The 22,550-nt window shown below is 40.7% G+C and carries 19 protein-coding genes; 11 read left to right on the plus strand and 8 right to left on the minus strand.

Annotation, left to right across the window (positions count from 1 at the left end; all coding sequences use genetic code 11):
* Nucleotides 1-303 precede the first annotated feature (303 nt).
* The 4 genes from FTV37_RS08515 to FTV37_RS08530 form a co-directional block, all read right to left on the minus strand.
* A complete protein-coding gene (locus tag FTV37_RS08515; protein ID WP_180063528.1) occupies nt 304-1,473 on the minus strand; it encodes a benzoate/H(+) symporter BenE family transporter in 1,170 nt (389 codons plus the stop codon).
* 256 nt (nt 1,474-1,729) lie between these two features.
* Nucleotides 1,730-2,380 (minus strand): leucine efflux protein LeuE, encoded by a 651-nt coding sequence (leuE, locus tag FTV37_RS08520; RefSeq protein ID WP_180063557.1) that lies wholly within the window; start codon nt 2,378-2,380, stop codon nt 1,730-1,732.
* Nucleotides 2,381-2,453: 73 nt separating this feature from the next.
* On the minus strand, nt 2,454-3,443 hold the full coding sequence (gene tal, locus FTV37_RS08525; protein ID WP_180063529.1) for a transaldolase: 990 nt from the start codon (nt 3,441-3,443) through the stop codon (nt 2,454-2,456).
* Between the two features lie 89 nt (nt 3,444-3,532).
* Nucleotides 3,533-4,423 (minus strand): LysR family transcriptional regulator, encoded by an 891-nt coding sequence (locus tag FTV37_RS08530; RefSeq protein ID WP_111884264.1) that lies wholly within the window; start codon nt 4,421-4,423, stop codon nt 3,533-3,535.
* Between the two features lie 116 nt (nt 4,424-4,539).
* Here FTV37_RS08530 and aceI point away from each other — a divergent pair, with 116 nt between their 5' ends.
* Both aceI and FTV37_RS08540 read left to right on the plus strand, forming a co-directional pair.
* Nucleotides 4,540-4,965: a chlorhexidine efflux PACE transporter AceI gene (gene aceI, locus FTV37_RS08535; RefSeq protein ID WP_168377760.1), complete on the plus strand. Its 426-nt coding sequence runs from the start codon at nt 4,540-4,542 to the stop codon at nt 4,963-4,965.
* Between the two features lie 204 nt (nt 4,966-5,169).
* Nucleotides 5,170-6,285, plus strand: coding sequence for an OmpW family protein (locus FTV37_RS08540; RefSeq protein WP_180063530.1), 1,116 nt, complete (start codon nt 5,170-5,172; stop codon nt 6,283-6,285).
* A 54-nt stretch (nt 6,286-6,339) separates the two neighbouring features.
* Here FTV37_RS08540 and FTV37_RS08545 read toward each other — a convergent pair whose 3' ends face one another.
* Nucleotides 6,340-7,860 carry an acetyl-CoA C-acetyltransferase gene (locus FTV37_RS08545; RefSeq protein ID WP_180005218.1) on the minus strand — a complete coding sequence of 507 codons (1,521 nt, stop codon included), beginning with the start codon at nt 7,858-7,860 and terminating at the stop codon, nt 6,340-6,342.
* A gap of 241 nt (nt 7,861-8,101) precedes the next feature.
* Here FTV37_RS08545 and FTV37_RS08550 point away from each other — a divergent pair, with 241 nt between their 5' ends.
* The 5 genes from FTV37_RS08550 (at nt 8,102) to dnaX (ending at nt 14,731) form a co-directional block, all read left to right on the plus strand.
* On the plus strand, nt 8,102-9,493 hold the full coding sequence (locus tag FTV37_RS08550) for a 3-oxoacyl-ACP reductase (protein ID WP_180055166.1): 1,392 nt from the start codon (nt 8,102-8,104) through the stop codon (nt 9,491-9,493).
* Nucleotides 9,494-9,626: 133 nt separating this feature from the next.
* Entirely contained in the window at nt 9,627-10,481 is an 855-nt protein-coding gene (locus FTV37_RS08555) for a MaoC/PaaZ C-terminal domain-containing protein (protein ID WP_078188603.1), read from the plus strand.
* A 75-nt stretch (nt 10,482-10,556) separates the two neighbouring features.
* The gene (locus FTV37_RS08560) at nt 10,557-11,843 is read left to right on the plus strand and encodes a serine hydrolase (protein ID WP_180063531.1); all 1,287 of its coding nucleotides are present in this window, start codon (nt 10,557-10,559) and stop codon (nt 11,841-11,843) included.
* Nucleotides 11,844-11,927: 84 nt separating this feature from the next.
* Nucleotides 11,928-12,377, plus strand: a complete 450-nt coding sequence (locus FTV37_RS08565) for a copper resistance protein NlpE N-terminal domain-containing protein (RefSeq protein WP_180022004.1) — start codon at nt 11,928-11,930, stop codon at nt 12,375-12,377.
* A 134-nt stretch (nt 12,378-12,511) separates the two neighbouring features.
* The gene (gene dnaX / locus FTV37_RS08570) at nt 12,512-14,731 is read left to right on the plus strand and encodes a DNA polymerase III subunit gamma/tau (RefSeq protein ID WP_180063532.1); all 2,220 of its coding nucleotides are present in this window, start codon (nt 12,512-12,514) and stop codon (nt 14,729-14,731) included.
* A 22-nt stretch (nt 14,732-14,753) separates the two neighbouring features.
* Here dnaX and FTV37_RS08575 read toward each other — a convergent pair whose 3' ends face one another.
* Entirely contained in the window at nt 14,754-15,185 is a 432-nt protein-coding gene (locus FTV37_RS08575) for a thioesterase family protein (RefSeq protein WP_180063533.1), read from the minus strand.
* A gap of 36 nt (nt 15,186-15,221) precedes the next feature.
* On the minus strand, nt 15,222-16,382 hold the full coding sequence (locus FTV37_RS08580; RefSeq protein ID WP_180063534.1) for an iron-containing alcohol dehydrogenase: 1,161 nt from the start codon (nt 16,380-16,382) through the stop codon (nt 15,222-15,224).
* 118 nt (nt 16,383-16,500) lie between these two features.
* Between FTV37_RS08580 and FTV37_RS08585 the strand changes: the two genes are divergently transcribed.
* The 4 genes from FTV37_RS08585 to FTV37_RS08600 are packed head-to-tail and all read left to right on the plus strand — an operon-like array spanning nt 16,501 to nt 20,267.
* A complete protein-coding gene (locus tag FTV37_RS08585) occupies nt 16,501-17,016 on the plus strand; it encodes a low molecular weight protein-tyrosine-phosphatase (protein WP_180063535.1) in 516 nt (171 codons plus the stop codon).
* A gap of 9 nt (nt 17,017-17,025) precedes the next feature.
* Nucleotides 17,026-18,063: a UDP-N-acetylmuramate dehydrogenase gene (murB, locus tag FTV37_RS08590; protein WP_180063536.1), complete on the plus strand. Its 1,038-nt coding sequence runs from the start codon at nt 17,026-17,028 to the stop codon at nt 18,061-18,063.
* 21 nt (nt 18,064-18,084) lie between these two features.
* Nucleotides 18,085-19,224 (plus strand): YdcF family protein, encoded by a 1,140-nt coding sequence (locus tag FTV37_RS08595; protein WP_180063537.1) that lies wholly within the window; start codon nt 18,085-18,087, stop codon nt 19,222-19,224.
* Nucleotides 19,224-20,267 carry an alpha/beta hydrolase gene (locus tag FTV37_RS08600; protein ID WP_180063538.1) on the plus strand — a complete coding sequence of 348 codons (1,044 nt, stop codon included), beginning with the start codon at nt 19,224-19,226 and terminating at the stop codon, nt 20,265-20,267. Before FTV37_RS08595 ends, FTV37_RS08600 begins: the two co-directional genes overlap by 1 nt.
* Before the next feature lie 450 nt (nt 20,268-20,717).
* Here FTV37_RS08600 and FTV37_RS08605 read toward each other — a convergent pair whose 3' ends face one another.
* The gene (locus FTV37_RS08605) at nt 20,718-22,388 is read right to left on the minus strand and encodes an FMN-binding glutamate synthase family protein (RefSeq protein ID WP_180040358.1); all 1,671 of its coding nucleotides are present in this window, start codon (nt 22,386-22,388) and stop codon (nt 20,718-20,720) included.
* Nucleotides 22,389-22,550: the final 162 nt, after the last annotated feature.

Consider the following 22,550-nt stretch of genomic DNA (forward strand, 5'->3'; position numbering starts at 1 on the left):
AAGTAATTACGCATTTTTAAAATGATTTTTAAGTCTATTCGACGGAGGCTTACATCTAGGGATTAAATAAAGGGATTAGCCTTCGGCTGGAGGTGCTTTTGTTTAGGTAAAATGAGAAGCGTGCTTCGTAAGGAAGCCATCTTGCGGAGCATTGCTCCTCACCGCAAAACTTGTTCACTAGTGTCTAATTATTCAAAGTATCGCAAAAACATTTTTGATTAGAAATAGTCCTATCTCAAACACTTGCGGATGACGTTACCGCGTATCATTCTTTTATTTGAAGCAAATTATTTAACTGAGGGCTTAATTTCTCTTATATTTGAAAATAGCATGTACGACTAAACCAAAGACCAACCCCCAAAACGCGGAACCAATACCAAAAAATTGTACGCCCGATGCACTAAATAAGAAGGTGAGTAGAGCAGCGTCACGTTCACTCGCTTCTTGGAAAGCAATGACGATGTTGTGTCCAATGGTGCCTAGTAGGGCAATTCCTGCTAAAGCGGTAATAAATACCAATGGAAAAGCAGTTAAGAAACTCACCAAAGTGGCTGCAAACAGGCCCATCAAAATATAAAAGAAGCCACAAGTCATACCTGCGATATAGCGCTTTTTCTCATCGGGGTGGGCTTGGTCATCTAGACTGATGGCCGCACTAATCGCAGCAATATTGACACTAAAACATCCAAATGGCGCGAGTAGCGTTTGGGCTGTACCAGTCCAACCAATCAGTTGATTGACGTGGGGTTGATAACCATAACTTTTAATCATGGCTAAACCTGGTAAATACTGAGAGGCCATATTGATTACAACGAGTGGTAGTGCCAAACCCAGTATTGCTGAGATCGAAAATTCAGGTGTGACCCAAACCGGCTGTGCGAGTTCTAAATTAAGTGCAGGTAATTGAAAGCCAAGTAACAATGGGCAAAGCATGATGCCAATAATCACCGTAATGACAATGCTATAACGTGGTAACAGTCGTTTACTGAGGACATAAGCCGCGAGTAAACCAAGAACGAATGCCCATTCATTTTGTAAACTGACAAATAGCTCAATACCAAATTTAAGGAGTACGCCCGCCAACATCGCACTGGTTAGACTTTGCGGGATATAGCGCAGTATTTTTTCAAAAATGCCTAAAAATCCAAGTACTGCTGTCAATAAGCCACAGACTAAGAAAGCACCTAGGGCTGCATTCATGCTGTAACCATTTGCAGTCGCTAAAATCAGTGCCAGTCCTGCAGTGGACCAAGAAGTCGCAACGGGATATTTAAATTTCCAAGACAGAATCAGCCCGCTTAAACCGATACCCAAACCTAGAGCCCAAAACCAAGAGGTTATTTCTGCAGTGTTGGCACCGAGCAGTTGTGCAGATTGGATCACCAAAACAGCCGAGACGCTGATCCCGACTAAGAACGTAATAAAACCTGCAAAAGCAGCTGGAATGGAAAAGTCTTGGAGTAGTTTTTGCATAATGATCGAGCTATGAGTATTGTTGGCGCAGATTTAAGATGACATTTTTCAGGATGATACGCTCAAGTCCTGTATAGTAAAAGTGCTCATCGAGATATTATGGAAATACTTTATTTATTCACAAACGACACTTTAACAAAAGGCACTTTAATAGAACGAATCGACAACCCGCATTGTAGATGTTTCTTCCATTCAAAATTTAAAGGCATTGTAGATTTTTATAATTTAAAAAACTGAGCTATGTCTCACATGTCGTTTACATGGTAGATGTCGCAAGCTTTAGACCAAATCCACAAAATAGAAGACCAACCGCTGCGACACAGCATGCCGTAAATTTATAACGATGGCTAAAATAGGTGGCCAGTTTTGCACCGGAAAAGATCAAAATCGTTAAATAGCTCATACTGATAATTTGCAATACGATCGCTAGTGCGGTGAATGTAATCGCAGGATATGGATATGCAGGATCGACGAATTGCACAAAGAACGATAAGTAAAAAAGAATAGCTTTAGGGTTTAAAATACTGATGGTTAATGCGGTCTTAAACGGTTTCAGTTCGCTCAAACTCAGTTGTTTAGTGTAGATTTGTTCTGGCGTTTGAACGGCATTCCATGTTTGGTAGGCAGCCTTGAAAAGTTTGATACCTAAATAACTTAAATACAGCGCACCGACAATTTTTAATAATAAGAATAACCAAGGGAAGGCATGAAGTAAGGATGCAGCACCGAGAGCGGTGAGTAAAATTAAGATCAAATCGCCAGTATAGACGCCAAAAGCGCCTAAATAGCCGACCTTAATGCCATAGCGAGAAGCAACAGACATGACATAAAGTGAATTTGGCCCGGGTAAAATCACAATTAATATCGTACCAATAATAAAGGTCGTTAAGTCTGTGATTCCAAACACTGAAGACACTCAAATAAAAAACCGAAGCTGTAGTATACAACTTCGGTTCTAGATGAAACTGAAAATTTCTAATTTATGCTTTTATTTCAGCATCTAAGCCAAAAGTTTGACGCAGTAAGCGACTTAATTGCTCACGGGCTTTAATAAAACCATCAATACCGCCTTGTAATAGTTGGAAAGACATTAAGTCTTTTTCAACTTCAGCTTTGAAAGTTTGCTTGTCGAGCACTTGTACATCGTGTTGACAGTGTGCATGCGCATGATGATTAGACAATTGCACTTCCACGGTACGCTGATCTTTTTCCAGTTCTGCCAATAAATTCGGTGAAACCGTCAATAAATCACAACCTGCTAAACCAAGCACTTGATCAATACTACGGAAGCTAGCACCCATAATTTCAGTTTTGATGTCATGTTGTTTGTAGTAGTGGTAAATCTGCTTCACTGATAACACGCCGGGATCTTTCTCAATCGGGTAGCTATCCACATTTTCAGCTTTTTTGTACCAATCTAAAATACGACCAACAAATGGCGAAATCAGCGTGACTTGAGCATCTGCACAGGCTTGAGCTTGATGTAAGCCAAACAATAAAGTCAGATTACAGTGAATGCCTTCGGCTTCAAGGGCTTTAGCGGCTTGAATGCCTTCCCACGTTGAGGCAATTTTAATTAAGATACGGTTTTGATCGATACCATACTGTGCATATAAAGCCAATAACTCTTTAGCTTTTGCAATAGTGGCATCAGTATCATAAGACAAGGCTGCATCGACTTCTGTAGATACACGTCCTTCGATCAATTTTAAAATTTCTACACCAAATTTGACCGTAAGAATATCGATGGTGCGCTCAACCAGTTCATCATTTTGATAACCTTCTTTACGCGCTTGTTCAAAAGCGCTTTCAATCAGTTCTTTATTTTCTGGTTGAGTTGCTGCTGCTGTAATTAAAGATGGATTTGTGGTCGCATCCAATGGACGGAATGTATTAATCGCAGCTAAATCACTGCTGTCAGCAACAATCGTTGTTAGGCTTTTTAATTGGTTTAACGCATTTTGAGTCATTTGAAATCTAGTTCTTAATGTTCTTGGTGTACATACTTTTATAACACAATCTGTTTAGAACCCAACCAAAAACCGCCCAATTAGGCGGGCTAAATCGTAGTTTTTCGTGAATTTCGGATGTGATTAATCAAAAAATGAGCAGCCGAGCCGAGTGGTTTTTCACGGTTCCAGACCAAGTCGACGAAATATTCAAATTTGGGTGTGAAATCTTGAAAGCTTAAGATTTTGAGTTGATCTTTGAGCGTCGGATTTTCATTAAACATCTCTAATGGAAGCACACCCCAACCCAGCCCTTGAATAATCATCGAACAGGCAGAGTGGTGGTTATCTGTACGCCAACTGTGTTTGGAAAATAACAATTCTGGTTTGATGCTTTTATCACGACTCGCGACCACGATTTGTCGACTTTGCAAAATTTGCTCAAAACTGACTTGCTTAAATTTCGACAGGGCATGTTTTGTCGCAGCAACAGGAACCAATGCTTCACGCTTCAATTCGACAAATTGTTCATAGCTCTCAAGCTGTTCACGTTCAAACATTAGAGCAAGCTGCGCTTGACCTTGTAATAGCATCTTTTGGGCATCTTCTTGAGGCGCAGAAAAAATATTGATTTGCAAAGATGGAAAATGAGTTTCTAGCAAAGAGATATAGTCGGTCCACTGCGTATGAAGCAGTTCTGATACCACCACGATATTCAGTGAAGACTCTAAACCATGACTCAGCGCAATCGCATGCTGTTTCCACTGATTGATTTCTATCAATAATTGTTCAGTTTTTTCATACAGGTTAAGCGCTTGAGCGGTGGGCACAGGCTCACGACCAACGCGCTCAAACAGTTTAAGGTTGAGATCAATTTCGAAATTGGCAATGGACATGCTGACCGCTGAAGGCACTTTGCCGAGTTGTCTGGCAGCTGCGGAAAATGATCCTGTTTCCATGACTGTTTTAAAAATCATCAGTTGTTCTTGATTAATATTCATGAGCATACAGAAAAATAAAGGAATACAACCTTTCAATAATATTGAAAGAAACTAACTCGATTAATCAATAATATAAAAATAAAATAAGTTTTTTACAAATGATAGAGTGTTTCAAAATGACGATTTCCAAGAGAAGGATTATTCATGCGCTAAGCTATGAGATCATCCTATTGGTGATCATTGCTATTGCGTTAAGTTTTATTTTTAAAGTTCCGATGGAGGTGACAGGTACGCTAGGTATTGCGATGGCGGTCACTTCTGTGATTTGGAACATGATTTTTAATCATTATTTTGAAAAATTTGAAGCAAAAAGAAAGTTAAAAAGAACCTTTGGTGTACGTGTTTTACATGCGATTGGATTTGAGGGCGGCTTAATGCTTGCAACCATCCCAATGGTGGCTTATGCCATGCATATGACCTTATGGCAGGCGATTTTGCTCGATTTTAGTATGACCATGTGTATTTTAGTCTACACATTTATTTTCCAGTGGTGCTATGACCAGATCGAGGCGCACTTGGGCTACCAACCACAATATCGTTAAATTTCAATAAGAAAATCACATTGGCCTGTACTGATAAATACAGGCCTTTTTTGCATCAAAATAGTGCAATATTTAACAAATAATAATATATAAAAATATAAACTAACTATAAAAAGTTAGAATAATTACATAACTTTTAAATATAAGAACAAAGAATGTTTTTATAAATTAATTAAAAAAATATGCAAAACAAGGAGTTAGTATATGAAATTGATAAAAATTGTCACACCTGTTGTTTTACTTGGGCTTACACAATTTACATTTGCAGATGGTAAATTTAAGCGCTTTTCTGTATCTGCAGGTTGGTTACACGTGATGCCGCAAGGAAAGGCGAATCCTTTTAACATTAATACTTCTGTGGCAAATGGGACACAGGCCAAAGTTGGAAGCATTAGTGAAGAGGGTTTTTTACAAGCAATTGACCCAAATGCAACGATTCAAGACGGTGATAACACAGTAAATTTAAAGGAGACTTTAGGAACATTATTAGAAGATAGTTTTATTAATGGACTCATGACAGATGGCAAAGGCAATATCAAACCAGATATTGCAGGGACATCGACATTATATGGATTGGAAAATTGGTCAGCAGGAGGCACTGGTCTAGAAGCAGAGGATGTTGATACTTTAGGTTTGATGGTCAATTATTATATCAATGACAACGTATCCTTACAGATGATTGGCGGTATTCCTCCCAAAGTGGATATTCAAGGGAAAGGGATGATTACGGCACCTTTATCTGGCAATGCAATGCCGGGAGGTCTTGCTGGTTTGCTGTTTCCGGACGGTTTACCTTTGGATTATGATGTACCAATTACCAATCTGGATGCTTATGGTAAAGCAGCAACAGCGCGTGCTTGGACGCCAGCATTTCAAGCTCAGTATCAATTTGGAAAATCGGGCGTGAATAAATTCAGACCTTATGTAGGTGCAGGGATTATGTATGCGTATTTTAATGATATTGAACTCAATAAAGGTATTGAATCTGACTTAATTGCTGCAGGGCATATGATTCAAAATATTAAGGATAATCTTGCAGGTGCTGCATTAGACGGTAAAGAATCATCAGGTAAAATGGTGGTCGATGTCGATGTCGATGTCGATGCGGATGATGCGATTGCTCCAATTGTCACACTCGGTTTTACCTATGACTTCACCCCAAATTGGTTTACAGCAGCTTCAGTGTCTTATGCAAAGTTAAATAATAAGACCAAGATCGATGTGATTAACCAAACGACCGGTGAACAGTTAATTCATGCAACGACAAAGATCGATATTGATCCCATCATTACTTATTTGGGTGTGGGTTACCGCTTCTAATGTATAGGTATAAAAAAAACCGCTCATATGAGCGGTTTTTTTAATGAAAAATAATTATTTTTCAATAATTGCTGTTACGCCTTGACCACCCGCAGCACAGATCGATACAAGTACACGGCCTGAACCTTTTTGGTTCAATAGTTTTGCAGCAGTTGCGATAATACGACCGCCAGTTGCAGCAAATGGGTGACCTGCAGCAAGAGATGAACCTTTCACGTTCAATTTAGAACGATCAATTGAACCCAATGGGGCATCTAAGCCTAAACGTTCTTTACAGAATTTAGGATCTTCCCATGCTTTTAGTGTAGATAATACTTGAGATGCAAACGCTTCATGAATTTCATAGTAATCGAAATCTTGTAGCGTAATACCTGCACGTTCAAGCATACGAGGCACTGCATACGCAGGGGCCATCAATAAGCCTTCTTTTTTCTCTACAAAGTCAACTGCCGCAGTTTCTTGGAAAGTTAAATAAGCAAGAACTTCGTGACCGTTTGCTTTGGCCCATTCTTCTGATGCAAGAAGGACACATGACGCACCATCAGTTAGTGGAGTCGAGTTACCCGCAGTCATCGTACGCGCATCGCCTTTACCAAACGCTGGTTTTAACTTCGCAAGTTTTTCTACAGAAGAGTCTGCACGGAGGTTGTTGTCACGTTCTAAACCTAGGAATGGCGTAATAAGGTCATCGAAGAAACCTTCTTCATATGCAGCTGCCATTTTTTGATGTGAAGATGCCGCAAGTTCATCTTGCGCTTCACGAGAGATACCCCATTCAAGCGTTGTAATTGCTTGATGGTCACCCATAGAAAGACCTGTACGTGGTTCACCGTTCTTCGGTGCATCCATCAAATCTTTAACATTAATTTTAGTTAATGCTTTTAGGCGGTCTTTACCTGTTTTAGCAATATTCAATTCAAGTAAAGCTTTACGTAAGCCATCACCAAAAGCGATCGGTGCATCAGAGGTTGTATCTACACCACCAGCAACACCCACTTCGATTTGACCCAATGCGATTTTGTTAGCAACCAAGAAAGCTGCTTGTAAACCAGTACCACATGCTTGTTGAATATCGTAAGCAGGTGTTTCAGGAGCAAGTTCGGTATTGAGTACACACTCACGGGTCATGTTAAAGTCACGACTATGTTTTAACACGGCACCAGCAACAACTTCACCAAGGCGTTGACCTTGAAGATTGAAACGTTCAACAAGACCATTTAATGCAGCTGTGAACATATCGCTGTTCGATGCAGTGAAGTAAGCGCCGTTAGAACGAGCGAAAGGAATACGATTACCACCGATAATAGCAACGCGGCGAACTGTGTTTTGACTCATGGTATTATCCTGTTGAACAGACGTTTGAGTTGTTGATTTTGAAGCTGTTTTAGGGTTTGAAGCGGGTGTCTTAGTGCGCGTAGATGCACGACGAGGACGGCTCGTTTTAGCGGCATCACTTGTAGACTTGGTTGCTGTGCCCGTACTTTTAGCGCTACGTGGCGTACTCTTTGATGTATTTGACACAGTTTCCGTAGTCGGACTTTCGACTGCTGGATTTTCTTGAGTTGTTTTGCTCATAAGGCTTTTCCAAGCATGTTGATGATCTTCTTGACGGCTACATTAGCATATTCACCAAAGGGGTAAATTGACTAAAATGACATTCGCTAAAGCATTCAGGTCAAGCCATCTGCGGTTTAACTCAAGTATGATTCCATGGAAACTGATGGAACTATTGAAATATAAGTATCTGACATCATCTTGAAGTTAAAGGGATATCTTCAGATCCATCAAAAATTAATCTGTATGAGAGATAATAAACATGACTGATCAATACCAAACATTTGCAAAATCTCCTATTGGTAAATTTGTCATCAAAAATTTAGGTTTACCATCACCGACTTTTTTAGAGCGTTTTGAGTCTGCAACACCTGTAGTTAAAGGTGCGGTTTTATTCGGTGCAGCGCCTGCTTCAACATTGTCTGGTGCAATTGCACAAGTCTTGGCAAATATTCATGCCAATAGCTATGCAGGTAATAATGCTGAATTACAACAAGCTGCGGCAAAATCAGGTCTGAACTTAAGCGCATTTAACGAAGGCGATAAAGAGTCTAAGTTTAAAGTTGTGGTATTTGATGCTTCAGGTATTCAAAACTCAGAACAACTGCATGCCTTATATGCATTTTTTAACCCAATCGCGCGTCAAATTCAGGCGTCTGGTCGCGTTGTCGTTGTTGGTACAACACCAGAAACTGCGAAAACTGTGAAACAAGCCATTGCACAACGTGCATTAGAAGGTTTTGTAAAATCAGTCGGTAAAGAGTTTAAGAAAGGGATTGCTGCACAGTTAGTCTATGTGGACGAAGGTGCTGAAGCAAACTTAGAATCTGCATTACGTTTTGTAATTTCACCACGTTCAGCTTATGTATCGGGTCAGGTGATTCGTGTATCTAAAGCAGATGTTGTGGATGTTGATTGGAATAAGCCGCTTGCAGGCAAAACAGCTGTTGTAACAGGTGCAAGCCGTGGTATTGGTGAAGCAATCGCACATGTATTGTCACGTGATGGCGCGCATGTGATTTGTTTAGACGTTCCACAGCAGCAAGCAGATCTTGACCGTGTTGCAGGTGAAATTGGCGGTTCTACGCTCGCGATTGATATTACTGCAAACGATGCCGGTGAAAAAATCAAAGCGGCTGCAGCTGCTCAAGGTGGTTTGGATATCATCGTGCACAATGCAGGGATTACCCGTGACAAAACTTTGGCCAATATGAAACCTGAGCTTTGGGACTTGGTGATTAACATTAACTTGTCTGCGATTGAGCGTGTAAATGATTACCTTCTTGAAAATGATGGCTTCAATGCAAATGGTCGTATTGTGTGCGTATCTTCTATTTCAGGTATCGCAGGTAACTTAGGTCAAACCAATTATGCTGCTTCTAAAGCAGGTGTTGTTGGTGTGGTTAAATTTACTGCTCCATTATTGAAAAATGGCGTAACCATTAATGCTGTTGCTCCAGGCTTCATTGAAACGCAAATGACTGCTGCGATTCCATTTGCAATCCGTGAAGCAGGTCGTCGTATGAACTCGATGAGTCAAGGTGGTTTACCTGTAGACGTTGCTGAAACGATTGCGATGTTTGCTTCAACGGCATCGACAGGCTTGAACGGTAACGTGGTACGTGTGTGTGGTCAAAGCTTGTTAGGGGCTTAATTAATCCCTCCCGACCTCCCTTTGAAAAAGAGAGGAGAAGTCCCCCTTTATCAAAGGGGGATGAGGGGGATTTAAAATATCCTTCTTTAAAAGGAAGGGAACTTTATAAAGATAAAACTTCCAAAGGTTTAGTATGAATACTCGCCATTTTAGTCAACTTCCAAAACCTTATTTAGCCTATCCAAAAGTGATTCAAGGCTTGATTTTTAAAAAGCCTAAAGCTGAAAAAGTGCTGCCGCAAGTTGAATATGTGGTGGATTCATTTAAGGTTGATCAAAAGCATTTAAAAGCCTATAACGAAGTGTGTGGCTTTAAAAACAATGGTTATATCCCAGCGATTTATTTGGCTGTGCTTTCTCAAAGTTTGCAAATGCATATGATGACCACGGAAGCTTTTCCTTTTGCGATCTTAGGTTTGGTACATATTCGTAACCAAGTGAAGCAATATCGCAAAGTCGGTGTGAATGAAACACTGTCATTGTCATGCAAATTTGGTGAATTACAGCCACATGATAAAGGCGTGCAATTTGACTTTATTACCACTGCAAAAGTGGGCGATGAAGTGGTTGTAGAATCATTAACCACGTATTTAGCACGTCAAAAAACAGAGAACAAAGCTGCGGCAAAATCTACCGAAACAAAGTCAGCTGAGTTGCAAGTTCAAGCTGAATGGAATGTTTCTGAAAATACCGGTCGCCGTTATGCGTTGACTTCTGGTGACTTTAACTTGATTCATATTCATGCTGTAACCGCTAAAGCGTTTGGTTTTAAACAAGCCATTGCACATGGTATGTGGAGTAAAGCCAAAGCCTTGTCGAGCTTAACTTTGCCAGATGCCTATGAAGCGGATGTCTGGTTTAAATTACCGATGTATTTGCCTTCTCAAGTTGAGTTCCTTACTGCACAAACGGGTAAAGATACAGAGTTTGCTATTCGAAATAGTAAGAACAAAAAGCCGCATGTAGCGGGAAGTGTAAAGGCACTTTAAGACTTAAGCCTAAATCGATATCGGTTTAGGCTTTTTTGTTTTAATCTCAAGCGATTCATATTCAAAGGAATGATGATGCAGGCGCTCAAAGAATATCTATTTGCACAGAAGAATAATTTTCAAGGTACGGTTGACGAGGCGTTTCAAGATTTGGCGGCGCAATTTAGCCGGATGCAGGATGCTCGAACCCACTTAGGCGGAGCTGCCTTAGTGGTGTATTTTAAAGGTCAAAAAGTTGTGGATATTTGGACCGGTAAAAAATCAGCCGAAGAAGCTTGGAAGTCCAATACCCCCTCGGTCTGTTATTCCACGGGTAAAGGCGTACTTGCAACGCTAGCACATATTTTAGTGAGTGAAGGCTTTCTAGATTACGATACTCCCGTTGCAGCATATTGGCCGGAGTTTGCTCAAAATGGCAAGTCGGATATCACATTAAGGCACATGCTGAGTCACCAAAGTGGTTTATACGATATCCGTAATATCATTGAAACGGCATCTGAAATGGCAGATTGGCCACATATGCTCAACGTGATTGAACAAGCTAAGCCACGTTTTGAGCCATCAACTGATGCAGCATATCAACCGTTAACCTTCGGTTGGCAAGTCGGTGGTGTACTTGAAAAGGCCACAGGTCGACCGCTTGCTGAACTAATGCAACACTATTTGGTTGAGCCTTTGGCATTGGATCATGCATTTTTTGGCGTACCAGAGCATCAACTTAGTGAGGTTGCTCGCTTGATTCCGAAAAAGAAAAAAGAAGAACGCACTATAGATGCTTCTGTTCAAGAAAATACTCAAGTACAGACAACGAAAAAAAAGACGGATACACGAAAACCATCAATCTTTGATCAGCTCCTACAACTTTCGGGACAAAATTTGCAAGACTTTCAAGATGGTATGATTCCAAAAGGGATGCGCAAGTTTTCATTTTTTAGTGATGACGGTTTACAAGCCATTATACCTGCGGCTACTGGTGTATTTAGTGCCAATAGTTTAGCGAAAATCTATGCAATGCTGGCTAACCAAGGGCAGTGGCAGGGACAGACCTTAATCACGCCACAAGTTTTTGAATCTTTAAGTAAAATTCAATATAAAAAACGTGATCGTATTATGCCTTTACCGATGAATTGGCGTTTGGGATATCATCGAATTTTAACTTTAGGCAAATCTAGTCAAGGTTTTGGACATATTGGTTTTAATGGTTCTGGGGCCTGGTGCGATCCGCAGCGTTATTTAAGTTTTGCATATACACATAACTTTGCGACGGGTTCAATCACCGGCGATTATCGCTTATGGGGCTTAACTCAAGAAACGCTACGCTGTGCAGACAAAGCACTTAAAGGACGTAAGGGCTGGCTTTAAGATACTTCGAGATAGAACAGAAATTGGGGAAATGTGAAAAATATGCTATTTTCCCACGCAGTTTTAGATTGCTGTGATATCCCTATGAAAAAAGTTGTTTTGATTCCCTTAGTCGCAACGTCGGCAATGTTGGGTTGTCAGGATTCAACTCAAACGAAAGCAAAAGAGATAGAAGCGATTACTGCCGAAAAACAGCAAGCTGCATGGGTCGGTGATTTTAAAGGTACCACGCCGTGTATGGGCTGTATTTCTCGTTGTGAAGATTGTCCTGGCATGGCTGTGGCTCTAGAGCTACATGAAGACCAAACCTATACGCTCACTCGTGAAAGTCTAAGTGGTCATAACGAAGTAGAGGTGCTAAAAGGTGTAATTCGTTTTAAAGATGAATCAAAGCAGCAGCTTGAACTCATGAATGTGCAAACGCGCAATCTATTGTATGTAGATTTGGAGCAGCAATTGCTAGAAATTCGTGAAGACCAGACGGCGAAACGCTATCAAATGCAGAGTGATTTCCTTTTAAATAAATCAGTTTAAGCATTCGTAATTTATATTAAATTTACCTGATCATTGTGATAGCTCAAGATCGGACTTTTATTGTCCAAACTCTGCCATTTATTTCACTATTAGACAAAAAAACAGTATGCTTACACCTGTAAAAAGGAGCATACATGTATCAAGTACTTGCACGAAAATACCGTCCACGAAATTTCATTGAACTCGTGGGGCAAAACCATGTGTCACGCGCACTTACCAGTGCCTTAGAACGTGGTCGGTTACATCATGCGTATTTATTTACAGGTACTCGAGGCGTGGGTAAAACTACCATTGCCCGTATTTTGGCAAAATGTCTGAACTGTGAAACGGGTGTAACATCAACCCCGTGTGAAGTCTGCCCAACGTGTAAAGCAGTAAATGAAGGCCGTTTTATTGATTTAATTGAAATCGATGCGGCATCACGGACCAAGGTTGAAGATACCCGAGAACTTCTCGACAATGTTCCTTATGCACCAACCCAAGGTCGCTTCAAAGTTTATCTGATCGATGAAGTGCATATGCTCTCTACGCATTCATTTAATGCGTTATTAAAGACTCTAGAAGAACCGCCAGAGCATGTGAAGTTCTTATTTGCTACTACAGATCCTCAAAAATTACCGATTACTGTCATTTCACGTTGCTTGCAATTTACTTTGCGTCCTTTAGCCGTGGATGAAATCACCACGCATCTGACCGATATTTTACAAAAAGAACAAATTCAAGCGGAGCAAGATGCGATTTGGCAAATTGCTGAATCGGCTCAAGGTTCACTGCGTGATGCATTGTCACTAACTGATCAAGCGATTGCCTATGGTCAGGGTTCAATTCAGCACCAAGATGTTAAAGACATGTTGGGCCTAATTGACCGTACGATCATTTATGATTTGATTTTAGCCATTCATCAAAATCAGCGTGAACGCGTGAGTGCTTTACTCATGCAATTCCGCCAACAAGCACTGGATGTTTCACTGGTATTAGATCAGTTGATTTCGACTTTGCATGAACTGGCATTATTACAATACTTGCCAGACTTAGCGTTGAAATATAGCGCTGAGATCAATCAAAAAATTATGCAATTGTCGCAGTTGATTTCAGCTCAAGATTTGCAGTTGTATTATCAAGTCGCATGCAAAGGTCGGGCAGACTTGCAGTTGGCAGTCACGCAAGAGCAAGGTTTTGAGATGTGTGTGCTGCGTCTATTAGCATTCCGACCATTACAGCCAAACGAAATGTTGGCCTCTGCCGTACAGCAAGAGTCAGCCGCACAGCCACAGCTTGCTCAAAATCAGGCCGAAACAGTTCAGCCGACTCAAACACAGTCTTTGCAGCAACCCAATACCGTTGTTGAGTCTGCTGCACAGGTTGCCACTGTTGAGCAGCCTGAAGCTGTACCCGCTGTAGACACATCGCCAGCTTTCGATGATTTTGATGATTCACATTATGATGACGATGATGGCTATGTTTCTGCACCTGCAGTCGATGAACCTTCATCTGATGATTTTTTAGATGATCCTGAAGAAGACGCAATAAGCCAAACTTCTACAGCATCTACATCAAATGGCACTCTAGATACGCAAGAGGTTGCATCTGTTGAATCTGTAGCGACACAGCAAAATGACACGCTTGTTATGGATGCCGTGGCAGAAGATACATTATTTGATTTAGATCCGACGCCGAGTACTGAAACTGAAGAAGTTGATGTAAGCGCTATAAATTTTGAAGATATTGCACCTTTAGAATCAACAGCTTTAGAGTCAACAAGTACACAGACTGAAACGACTCAGCCACATTTGACAGATGTAGTTGAGCCACAGCATGAGGTGAATGAATCCGTTTCGGGTGCTCAAGGCGACAATGGTTTTGATCTAGCATCACCACAAGTTACGCAAAGTTCAGTTTCTTCGGATGCTGTTCAAACGGGTTCATCCTCTACCTTGATGCCACAAGATATTTTGACTTTACAGCCTCAAACCCTTGAAGGTGAGTGGACGGTCGAAAAGTGGGAGTATTGGTTCCGAAATAGTCAACTTTCACCTGCGGTACAAGAGTTGGCGCAGCATGGCATTATGCGCGGTACGATTGACGGTGAATCGACTTTCCATATTCCAAAGCGATACGAAGCTTTAGTGACTCAATTACAGCATGTATTGGAACAAGCCATTCATGCGCAATGGTCAAAATGTCGTTTCCATATCAGCTTTGAAGATGTCGAAGAAACCACACCGTATGCTTTACAACATGTCCGCAAGAAAAAGGCCTTTGCACGTGCAAATGAGTTATTACATGCAGAGCCTGTTGTGAAAGACTTACTCAAAAGCTTTGATGGTGAGTTGCAAAATATCCAGCTCAAATAAGTTCTAAGCTGGATTCTAAAAATTAAAGTAAAAACTGGGTTAAAGCATCTCGCATATCATCGGGTATCGAGGTGCTTTTTCGTGTTTGGCGGTCGACAAACACATGCACGAAATGTCCTTGGGCTGCGGCCTCATTTTGTCCTTGTTTAAAAATAGCCAAGTCATAACGCAGAGAAGAATTACCAATTTTTTCAATCGCAACCCCAACTTCAATGATTTCAGGATAGGACAGTTCTTGTAAAAAGCTGCAGGCTGAATCGACCACTAAACCGATGATCGGGGTATTTTGTAAATCAAAACCGGCATATTGAATCAAGAGTGCATTTGCAGCGGTATCAAAATAGCTGTAATAGGTGACATTATTGACATGGCCATACATATCGTTGTCTGCCCAACGGGTTTGGATTGGAAATAAAAATCGATAGTTTTGGCGGCGTTTAGTTTCAGGTTTCATCGTTGGTATTTTCTTTATTTCAAAAATGAGTGAACTTTAGGCATAAATTGATTGGTAAATCTGACGAGCGTCTTCAAACTGCAGTTCACGCGGATTATTTTGTAATAGTCGCGTTTGTAATAACGCGTCTTCTGCTAAACGATCGAGCATATTTTCAGGCACATTGAGTTGACTGAGTTTAAGCACCAAACCGCTCTGATCTAAATGATTTTGCATATGATCAATAAATAAATCACATAAACCATCGGTACAGCCCGTACTGTATGGATCTAGCCAACTCATGAGTTCTGCATAATGCTGCTTGGCCTGAGGTGCATTAAACTTTAACACTTCAGCGAGAACCAGTGCATTGGTATGACCATGCGAGAGATGAAAGTGTCCACCGAGTGGATAGGCGAGTGCATGCACGGCTGCAACTGGTGCATTAGCAAAGGCCTGACCTGCAAGCATTGAACCGAATAGCATGTGCTGACGCGCTTCGAGGTTATGTCCATCTTGTAAAACCAGTGCTAAGTTTTTATTTAATAAACGTAAAGCTTGTTTAGCAAGCATATCCGCATACGGATTTTTTTTGATTTTTGACGTATAGGCTTCAATGGCATGCACCATGGCATCGATACCTGTCGCTGCGGTAATGTGTGCGGGAAGATTTAATGTAAAGTTCGCATCGAGGATACAGACGTCGGCGTACAGTACAGGGGAGACAATACCTGTTTTGGTGGTTTCACCTGTGGTGACGATAGAGATTGGTGTGACTTCAGAGCCCGTCCCAGCCGTTGTCGGGATCAAAATGAGCGGCAAGCGTGGTCGTTTTGCATTAGCAACACCATATAAATCACGGATCTGTTGTGTTTGCTTAGGATGAGCCAAGATCGCAATAATTTTAGCCACATCCATTGAACTTCCACCACCAAATCCAATAATCAAATCCACTTTTTCATTCTTGGCAAATTGAACTGCATCCAAAACTATATGTTCTGCAGGGTCAGCTTGAATACTGGAATAAATCACATAATCTTGATGGATACTTTCTAAAATATCCAAAATGGGTAAATGTAATTGTTGTTGCAACATACCGGGGTCGGTCACAAGCATGACACGTTTGGCTTGAAAGTCGTCTAGGACCTCTCTCAGTTGGGAAATAGAGCCTAAGCCTGAAATAATATTGCTGACGGTTTGAAACTGAAATTGACTCATTGGCTTATCCCTAATTTTTTATATCCAAATAAACATTATTCTTGAGTGTTGATATAGGATTCATCCTGTAAATAACTTAACATAAGACGCTTGAAATAAAAGTAGTCTTGAGGTTGTTATGTCATCCAGCACGCCATATAAGGTGTTGTGTGTTTGTTTAGGAAATATTTGCCGTTCACCTACGGCTGAAGTGGTTCTCAGACATTTTTGTGATGAAGCGCAACTCAATATTCACGTCGATTCTGCGGGTACGAGCAATTATCATCCGGGCAAAGCGCCAGATCTACGTAGCCAAAAGCATGCAAAATTACGTGGCTATAGCTTATCTGCATTACGTGCACGTCAATTAACAGTTCATGATTTTATTGAATTTGATTTGATCTTGGCCATGGACTACGAAAATTTAGACAATATTCAAAACCTCATGCAAAAAGCGCAGCAACAATTGGGTCAGCTACGTGCCCAAGTGTCTTTGATGAGTCAACATGATCACCAATATCCGCAACAAGAAGTACCAGATCCGTACTATGGTGGTGATGCAGGGTTTGAACATGTATTAGATCAATGCGAATCTAGCAGTCAGGCTTGGGTCAATTATTTAAAAACTCAGTTACAAGCACAGCAAAAAAATTAAGGTTTAAGAATGCAAATTCAAACACAGGTTCAGCTTAAGCCATTTAATACATTAAGTCTCGATGCTGTAGCATCTCATTATGTACGTGTTCAATCGGTAGAAGATATCCAAGCAGCGCTCGACTTTGCCAAAGCTGAGCAATTAAATGTATTGGTGCTTTCAGGGGGTAGTAATATGCTGTTGCCTGAGCAAATTCATGCTTTAGTGATGCACATGGATATTCAAGGGATTGAATATGTACAAGACGATGCCGCAACCCAAACTTTAAAAGTGGGTGCAGGGCAAGTGTGGCATGACTTTGTCCTTTGGACGACGGCACACCAGTTTTATGGCTTACAAAATTTAGCATTGATACCCGGTTTAGTCGGTGCTTCACCTGTACAAAATATAGGAGCTTATGGTGTTGAGGCGGGTGAATTTATTGAATCTGTGCAGGTCTATGACCAAGTAACAGAACAGCAAAGTAGTATTAGCGCTGCCGATTGTCATTTTTCATATCGTCATAGTATTTTTAAAGATGAGCCAGAGCGTTTTATTATTACGCATGTCACGTTTAAACTTTTAAAACATGCCGATTTAAAATTAAATTATGGTGATTTAAAGCAGGCAGTGGGTGAAGACTTAAGTGCAGAAAACCTACAACAACAAGTCATTCATATTCGTCAAACCAAACTCCCAGATCCAAAAGAATTTCCAAATGTCGGAAGTTTCTTTAAAAATCCTGTGATTAGCCAGCAAGCCTTTGACCAAATTGCGCTGCAATTTCCCAATTTACCCCATTACCCACAACCGAATAATGCGGTAAAACTGGCAGCGGGCTGGTTGATTGACCAAGCAGGTTGGAAAGGGAAATCTGTGGGTTCAGTGGGTATGTTCCATAAGCAAGCTTTGGTGTTGGTCAATTATCAGGACGCCACGCTGCAAGATGTACGTACAACTTACAAAGCTGTACAACATGATGTTTTTGAAAAATTTAATATTGAACTACATCCTGAGCCTGTATTATTTGATACAAATGGCTTGATTCGATCTCACGCAGATCAATAAAAACACATAGGTTTTAGATTTATGCATAAAACACATTGGATGGTTCGCTTAGTACAAATTGCCGCAGTGCTATTTGTACTTTTGGGCTGTCTAATGATTTTTATCTATACGCCGTTTTATTCTAAATTGATCGTTAAAAGTTTAAATTATTTCGTTCCTGTAGAAGTCAATCAGCTCGCAGCGCAAAGTCAAAAACTCGGCGCTTTAAGTGATGATGATAACTATGAGCCGGGTTCTGACTTATGGATAGCGCGCCAAGCGTATTTAAAACTCATGGAGCAAGCCATACAGTCTGATGAGCCTCAAGATTTAACCCTTATACAAGCACGTTATAAGGCGTTACAGCAGCTCATTGAAGAAGAACATGAAAAAGAAAAGAATGATAGTCAAAAGGACATGCCGAAAGTTCCTTTGCTGAATCCTTCTGCGTCCGAGGCGGCATCTTCTGAGGCATTGGCGGAAAATCCTGCTCAAAAAATGAAAGAGCTGCTTGAGCTAAATAGTGCGGAAAATAAAGGCCTGATGACTCAATATACTGAGTTCTTAAAAACCCATGAAATTGAGCAAGCTGCTTCAGAAGCAGAACCGATCGATGATGAAACGTATCTTGATCTTGCCAAAATGAAAGATAAAACCCTGAAGCAGCCAACCGCAGAGCCGTATGCGATCGTGGTGTTAGGTGGTGGTTTAACCTTAGATAAAAATGATAAAGATATCGTAGTGAATGACTACACACGACTTCGACTGGAAAAAACACTCGATGTTGAACGAGCCAATAAGTTACCGATTGTACTGAGTGGTGTTGAAGCACCGTATATGCAAGCATGGTTGAAGCAATATGATGTCGATGCGAAATTGCTTGAAGACCGCAGTATGAATACTTGCGAAAATTCGCGTTTTAGTTCGTTGCTTTTACAGAAAAAAGGTGGGGCACCGACGGTTATTTTAATCACTGACCAATATCATATGCCTCGAACACGTCGTTTATTTGCATTAAATGGTATCGAAACCATTCCTGTTGTTGCACCTATGCCAACAACATTAACTACATGGCGACCAAGTGAAAAAAATTATGACCATAGTCGTCGTGCTAATTATGAATTATTAGCCACCTTACGTGATGTTTGGTTTGGCTCAAGTGACTGTCGGGAGGTCCCATAATGTCAGATATCCCATTTCTTAATCCTTCGATCCTTAAACAATTAGATCTTCCTGTTCCAAGTCGAGAATTAACCCCACAAGTATTAGAACCGCTAAATTTAAATCGACCTTTTGAGCCTAGTGTTGAAATACAGTCTTATAGACGACTTTATGGTTTAGATGCCTTGAACTGTGAACATTGGCAAGGCTATGTAGAAATGCCTTTGTTCAAATTACATGTACAAGTATTTCAACCGAAACTGAAAACTGAAACGGATGTCATTAAAGGCACTGTATTTTTATTGCATGGTTATTTAGAGCATAGTGGAATATATCAGCCGATTATTCGTGAGCTCTTAGATCAAGGTTTTAGTGTTTTAACCTATGATTTACCGGGGCATGGTCTAAGTAATGGATCGCCAGCCAGTATTCAAAACTTTGATCATTACCAACAAGTTTTGGAAGCAGTATATCGTTATTTGAAACATGCGGCTCAATTACCGACGCCATGGTTAGGGATTGGACAGAGCACGGGTGGTGCGATTTGGCTGCATCATCTGTTAGATTTTGCTGAACATCGCAAAAACCCATATGTCGAACGGGTTTTATTATTATCTCCGCTGATTCGTCCTGCAAAAACGGCATGGTGGCATAACTCGGTTGGATTAGGCATTATTCGTCGTATTAAACGTGAAGTGCCACGTCATTTTAGACGGAATAATCACAACCCTGAGTTTTTACGTTTTGTACGTTTAAAGGATCCTCTACAACCTCGAATGATGGGGATGGATTGGATTTTGGCCATGTCAAAATGGATGCAGGAAATGGAAGAACGACCTGCGTGTCGTATTCCAGTGTGGTTAGCTCAAGGCGCACAGGATCAAACGGTGGATTGGCGTTATAACATTGAGTTTATACGTCGTAAATTCCGTTTACAGACGCTTCTCATGCTTGAAGAAGGTTCACATCAGCTGATTAATGAACGTGCCGATATTCGTGCTGCATTAACAGGTTTGATCCCGGCATTCTTGCATGCTCAATCGAATAGTAAGTCTTATTACTAACTGATGTTACGCACTAACATCAGGAGCGTAATTTGATTCAAATAAAAGTACGATACGCGGGAAGTTCATCCGCAAGTGTTTGAGACAGGACTACTTCTAATCAAAAATGTTTTTGCAATACTTTGAATAATTTGACGCTAGTGAACGAGTTTTGTCGGTGAGGTGCATTGCACCGCAAGATGGTTTCCTTGCGAAGCTTTGCTTCTCATTTTACCAAATGAGAAACAACGTTTCGTAAGAGTACCTCCAGCCGAAGGGTAATCCCTTTATTTAAGCCCTAGATGTAAGACTCCGTCGAATAGGCTTAAAAATTATTTTAAAAATGCGTATTTACTTTTACGCGCGTAACATCAGTTACTAATTGACGATTGAGCACAGCTTACCTTAATCAGTGTGATGGATCTAGACGAAAAAAAGAGGCGTGGTCGCCTCTTTTTTATGCGGTAGGGATTAGAACTTTTCTAGATGTGCCATATTCCACATACGGAAATAGAAGTTTTCTTCATCTTTATTTTCACAACTGAGCAGCTCACCATCTTTTAACCAAAAATGTAGCTGTGCATAGTTTTTAATTTCACGGTTATTAATGCGCTGCGCTAGATGGTGTGCACGGATATCCGATGGATGTTGTAAACCTGCTGAGGCAATAAGTTCAGATAAACCATGCATGGTGTTCTTGTGGAAATTAAAAACACGTTCTGCCTTTGTAGGAACATGAATGGCTTTTTGACGGTCTTTGTCCTGTGTTGCAACCCCAACAGGACATTGGTTGGTATGACAGCTTTGAGCTTGAATACACCCGACTGCAAACATAAAGCCACGAGCTGAGTTCACCCAATCTGCGCCAATCGCCATGGTACTGGCAATATCAAAAGCACTAATAATTTTACCACTGGCACCGACTTTAATTTTTGCACGTAAGCCTGCACCAATTAGGGTGTTATTGACAAAGAGTAGGCCTTCACGCAGTGGTGTCCCCATATTATCAATCAGTTCAATCGGCGCTGCGCCAGTCCCACCTTCAGAACCATCCACCACGATAAAATCAGGTGTAATACCTGTGTGTAACATGGCTTTTACGATACTCATAAATTGCCACGGTTGCCCGATACACAGTTTAAAGCCTACAGGTTTACCTTCGGAAAGCTCGCGCAATTGCTGAATAAATTGCATCATTTCAATAGGGGTGCTAAAGGCAGGATGGCTAGATGGAGAGATACAGTCATGTTCACGGCTGACACCACGGATTTGAGCAATCTCTTCGGAAATTTTGTCTTTAGGTAAAATACCACCATGGCCTGGTTTTGCACCTTGAGATAATTTGATCTCAATCATTTTGACTTGAGGGTGCTTGGCTTGTTCAGCAAAACGTACAGGATCGAATTGACCATCAATGGTACGACAGCCAAAGTAACCACTACCGAGTTCCCAAACAATGTCGCCACCATTTTCCAAGTGATACGGACTAATACTGCCTTCACCGGTGTCATGGTAGAAATTGCCCATTTTTGCACCTAAGTTTAAGGCACGAATGGCATTGGCACTTAAGCTACCAAAGCTCATCGCAGAAATGTTTAATATCGATGCACTATACGGTTGCTTACATTGTTCATTACCGATGTTAATACGGAATGTTTCAGGAATGGCAGGAATGCAAGGTGACAAGGAGTGATTAATAAAGCGGTAATCATTTTGGTAAACATCAACAATTGAACCAAATGGTTTATCTGCATTTTGGTTTTTTGCACGTTGATAGACCAAACTACGCTGCATACGAGAAAAGGGCAGAGCATCTTGATCAGATTCAATAAAATATTGGCGAATCTCAGGTCGAAATTCTTCAAATAGAAAACGAAAGTGCCCCATGATGGGGTAATTTTTTAAGATCGAATGTTTGTTTTGTATGACGTCATACAAACCCAATAAACTCAAAAGCCCAGTAATGACCCAGATACTATTCAATAAGGTTTGTGGAATGAAATATTGAATATAACGAGGGGAATAACCTAAATGAAAACTCGAAATGAGTAGGAAGATAAAAATACAAGCAAACCAAATGGAATGCCGAGAAAAAAAAGTATTTAGTAGCTTGTGGCGAATAGTTTGCGCTGGACTGGCCATATTTTGAAAAATCTTATTCAGCTCATTTGCTCATAATTTGCCGAGTTTATGCACAATGCTCAAGCTTTAATTTGTTGATTCAGTGTAGCATTTATAAAAAGCAGCACTGAAGTTGGATGATTTTTTCATTTAAAGCCAAATGAGATAAGAAAAGCAGGAATG

The organism is Acinetobacter sp. YH16042, from assembly GCF_013417245.1.
Taxonomy (GTDB): domain Bacteria; phylum Pseudomonadota; class Gammaproteobacteria; order Pseudomonadales; family Moraxellaceae; genus Acinetobacter; species Acinetobacter amyesii.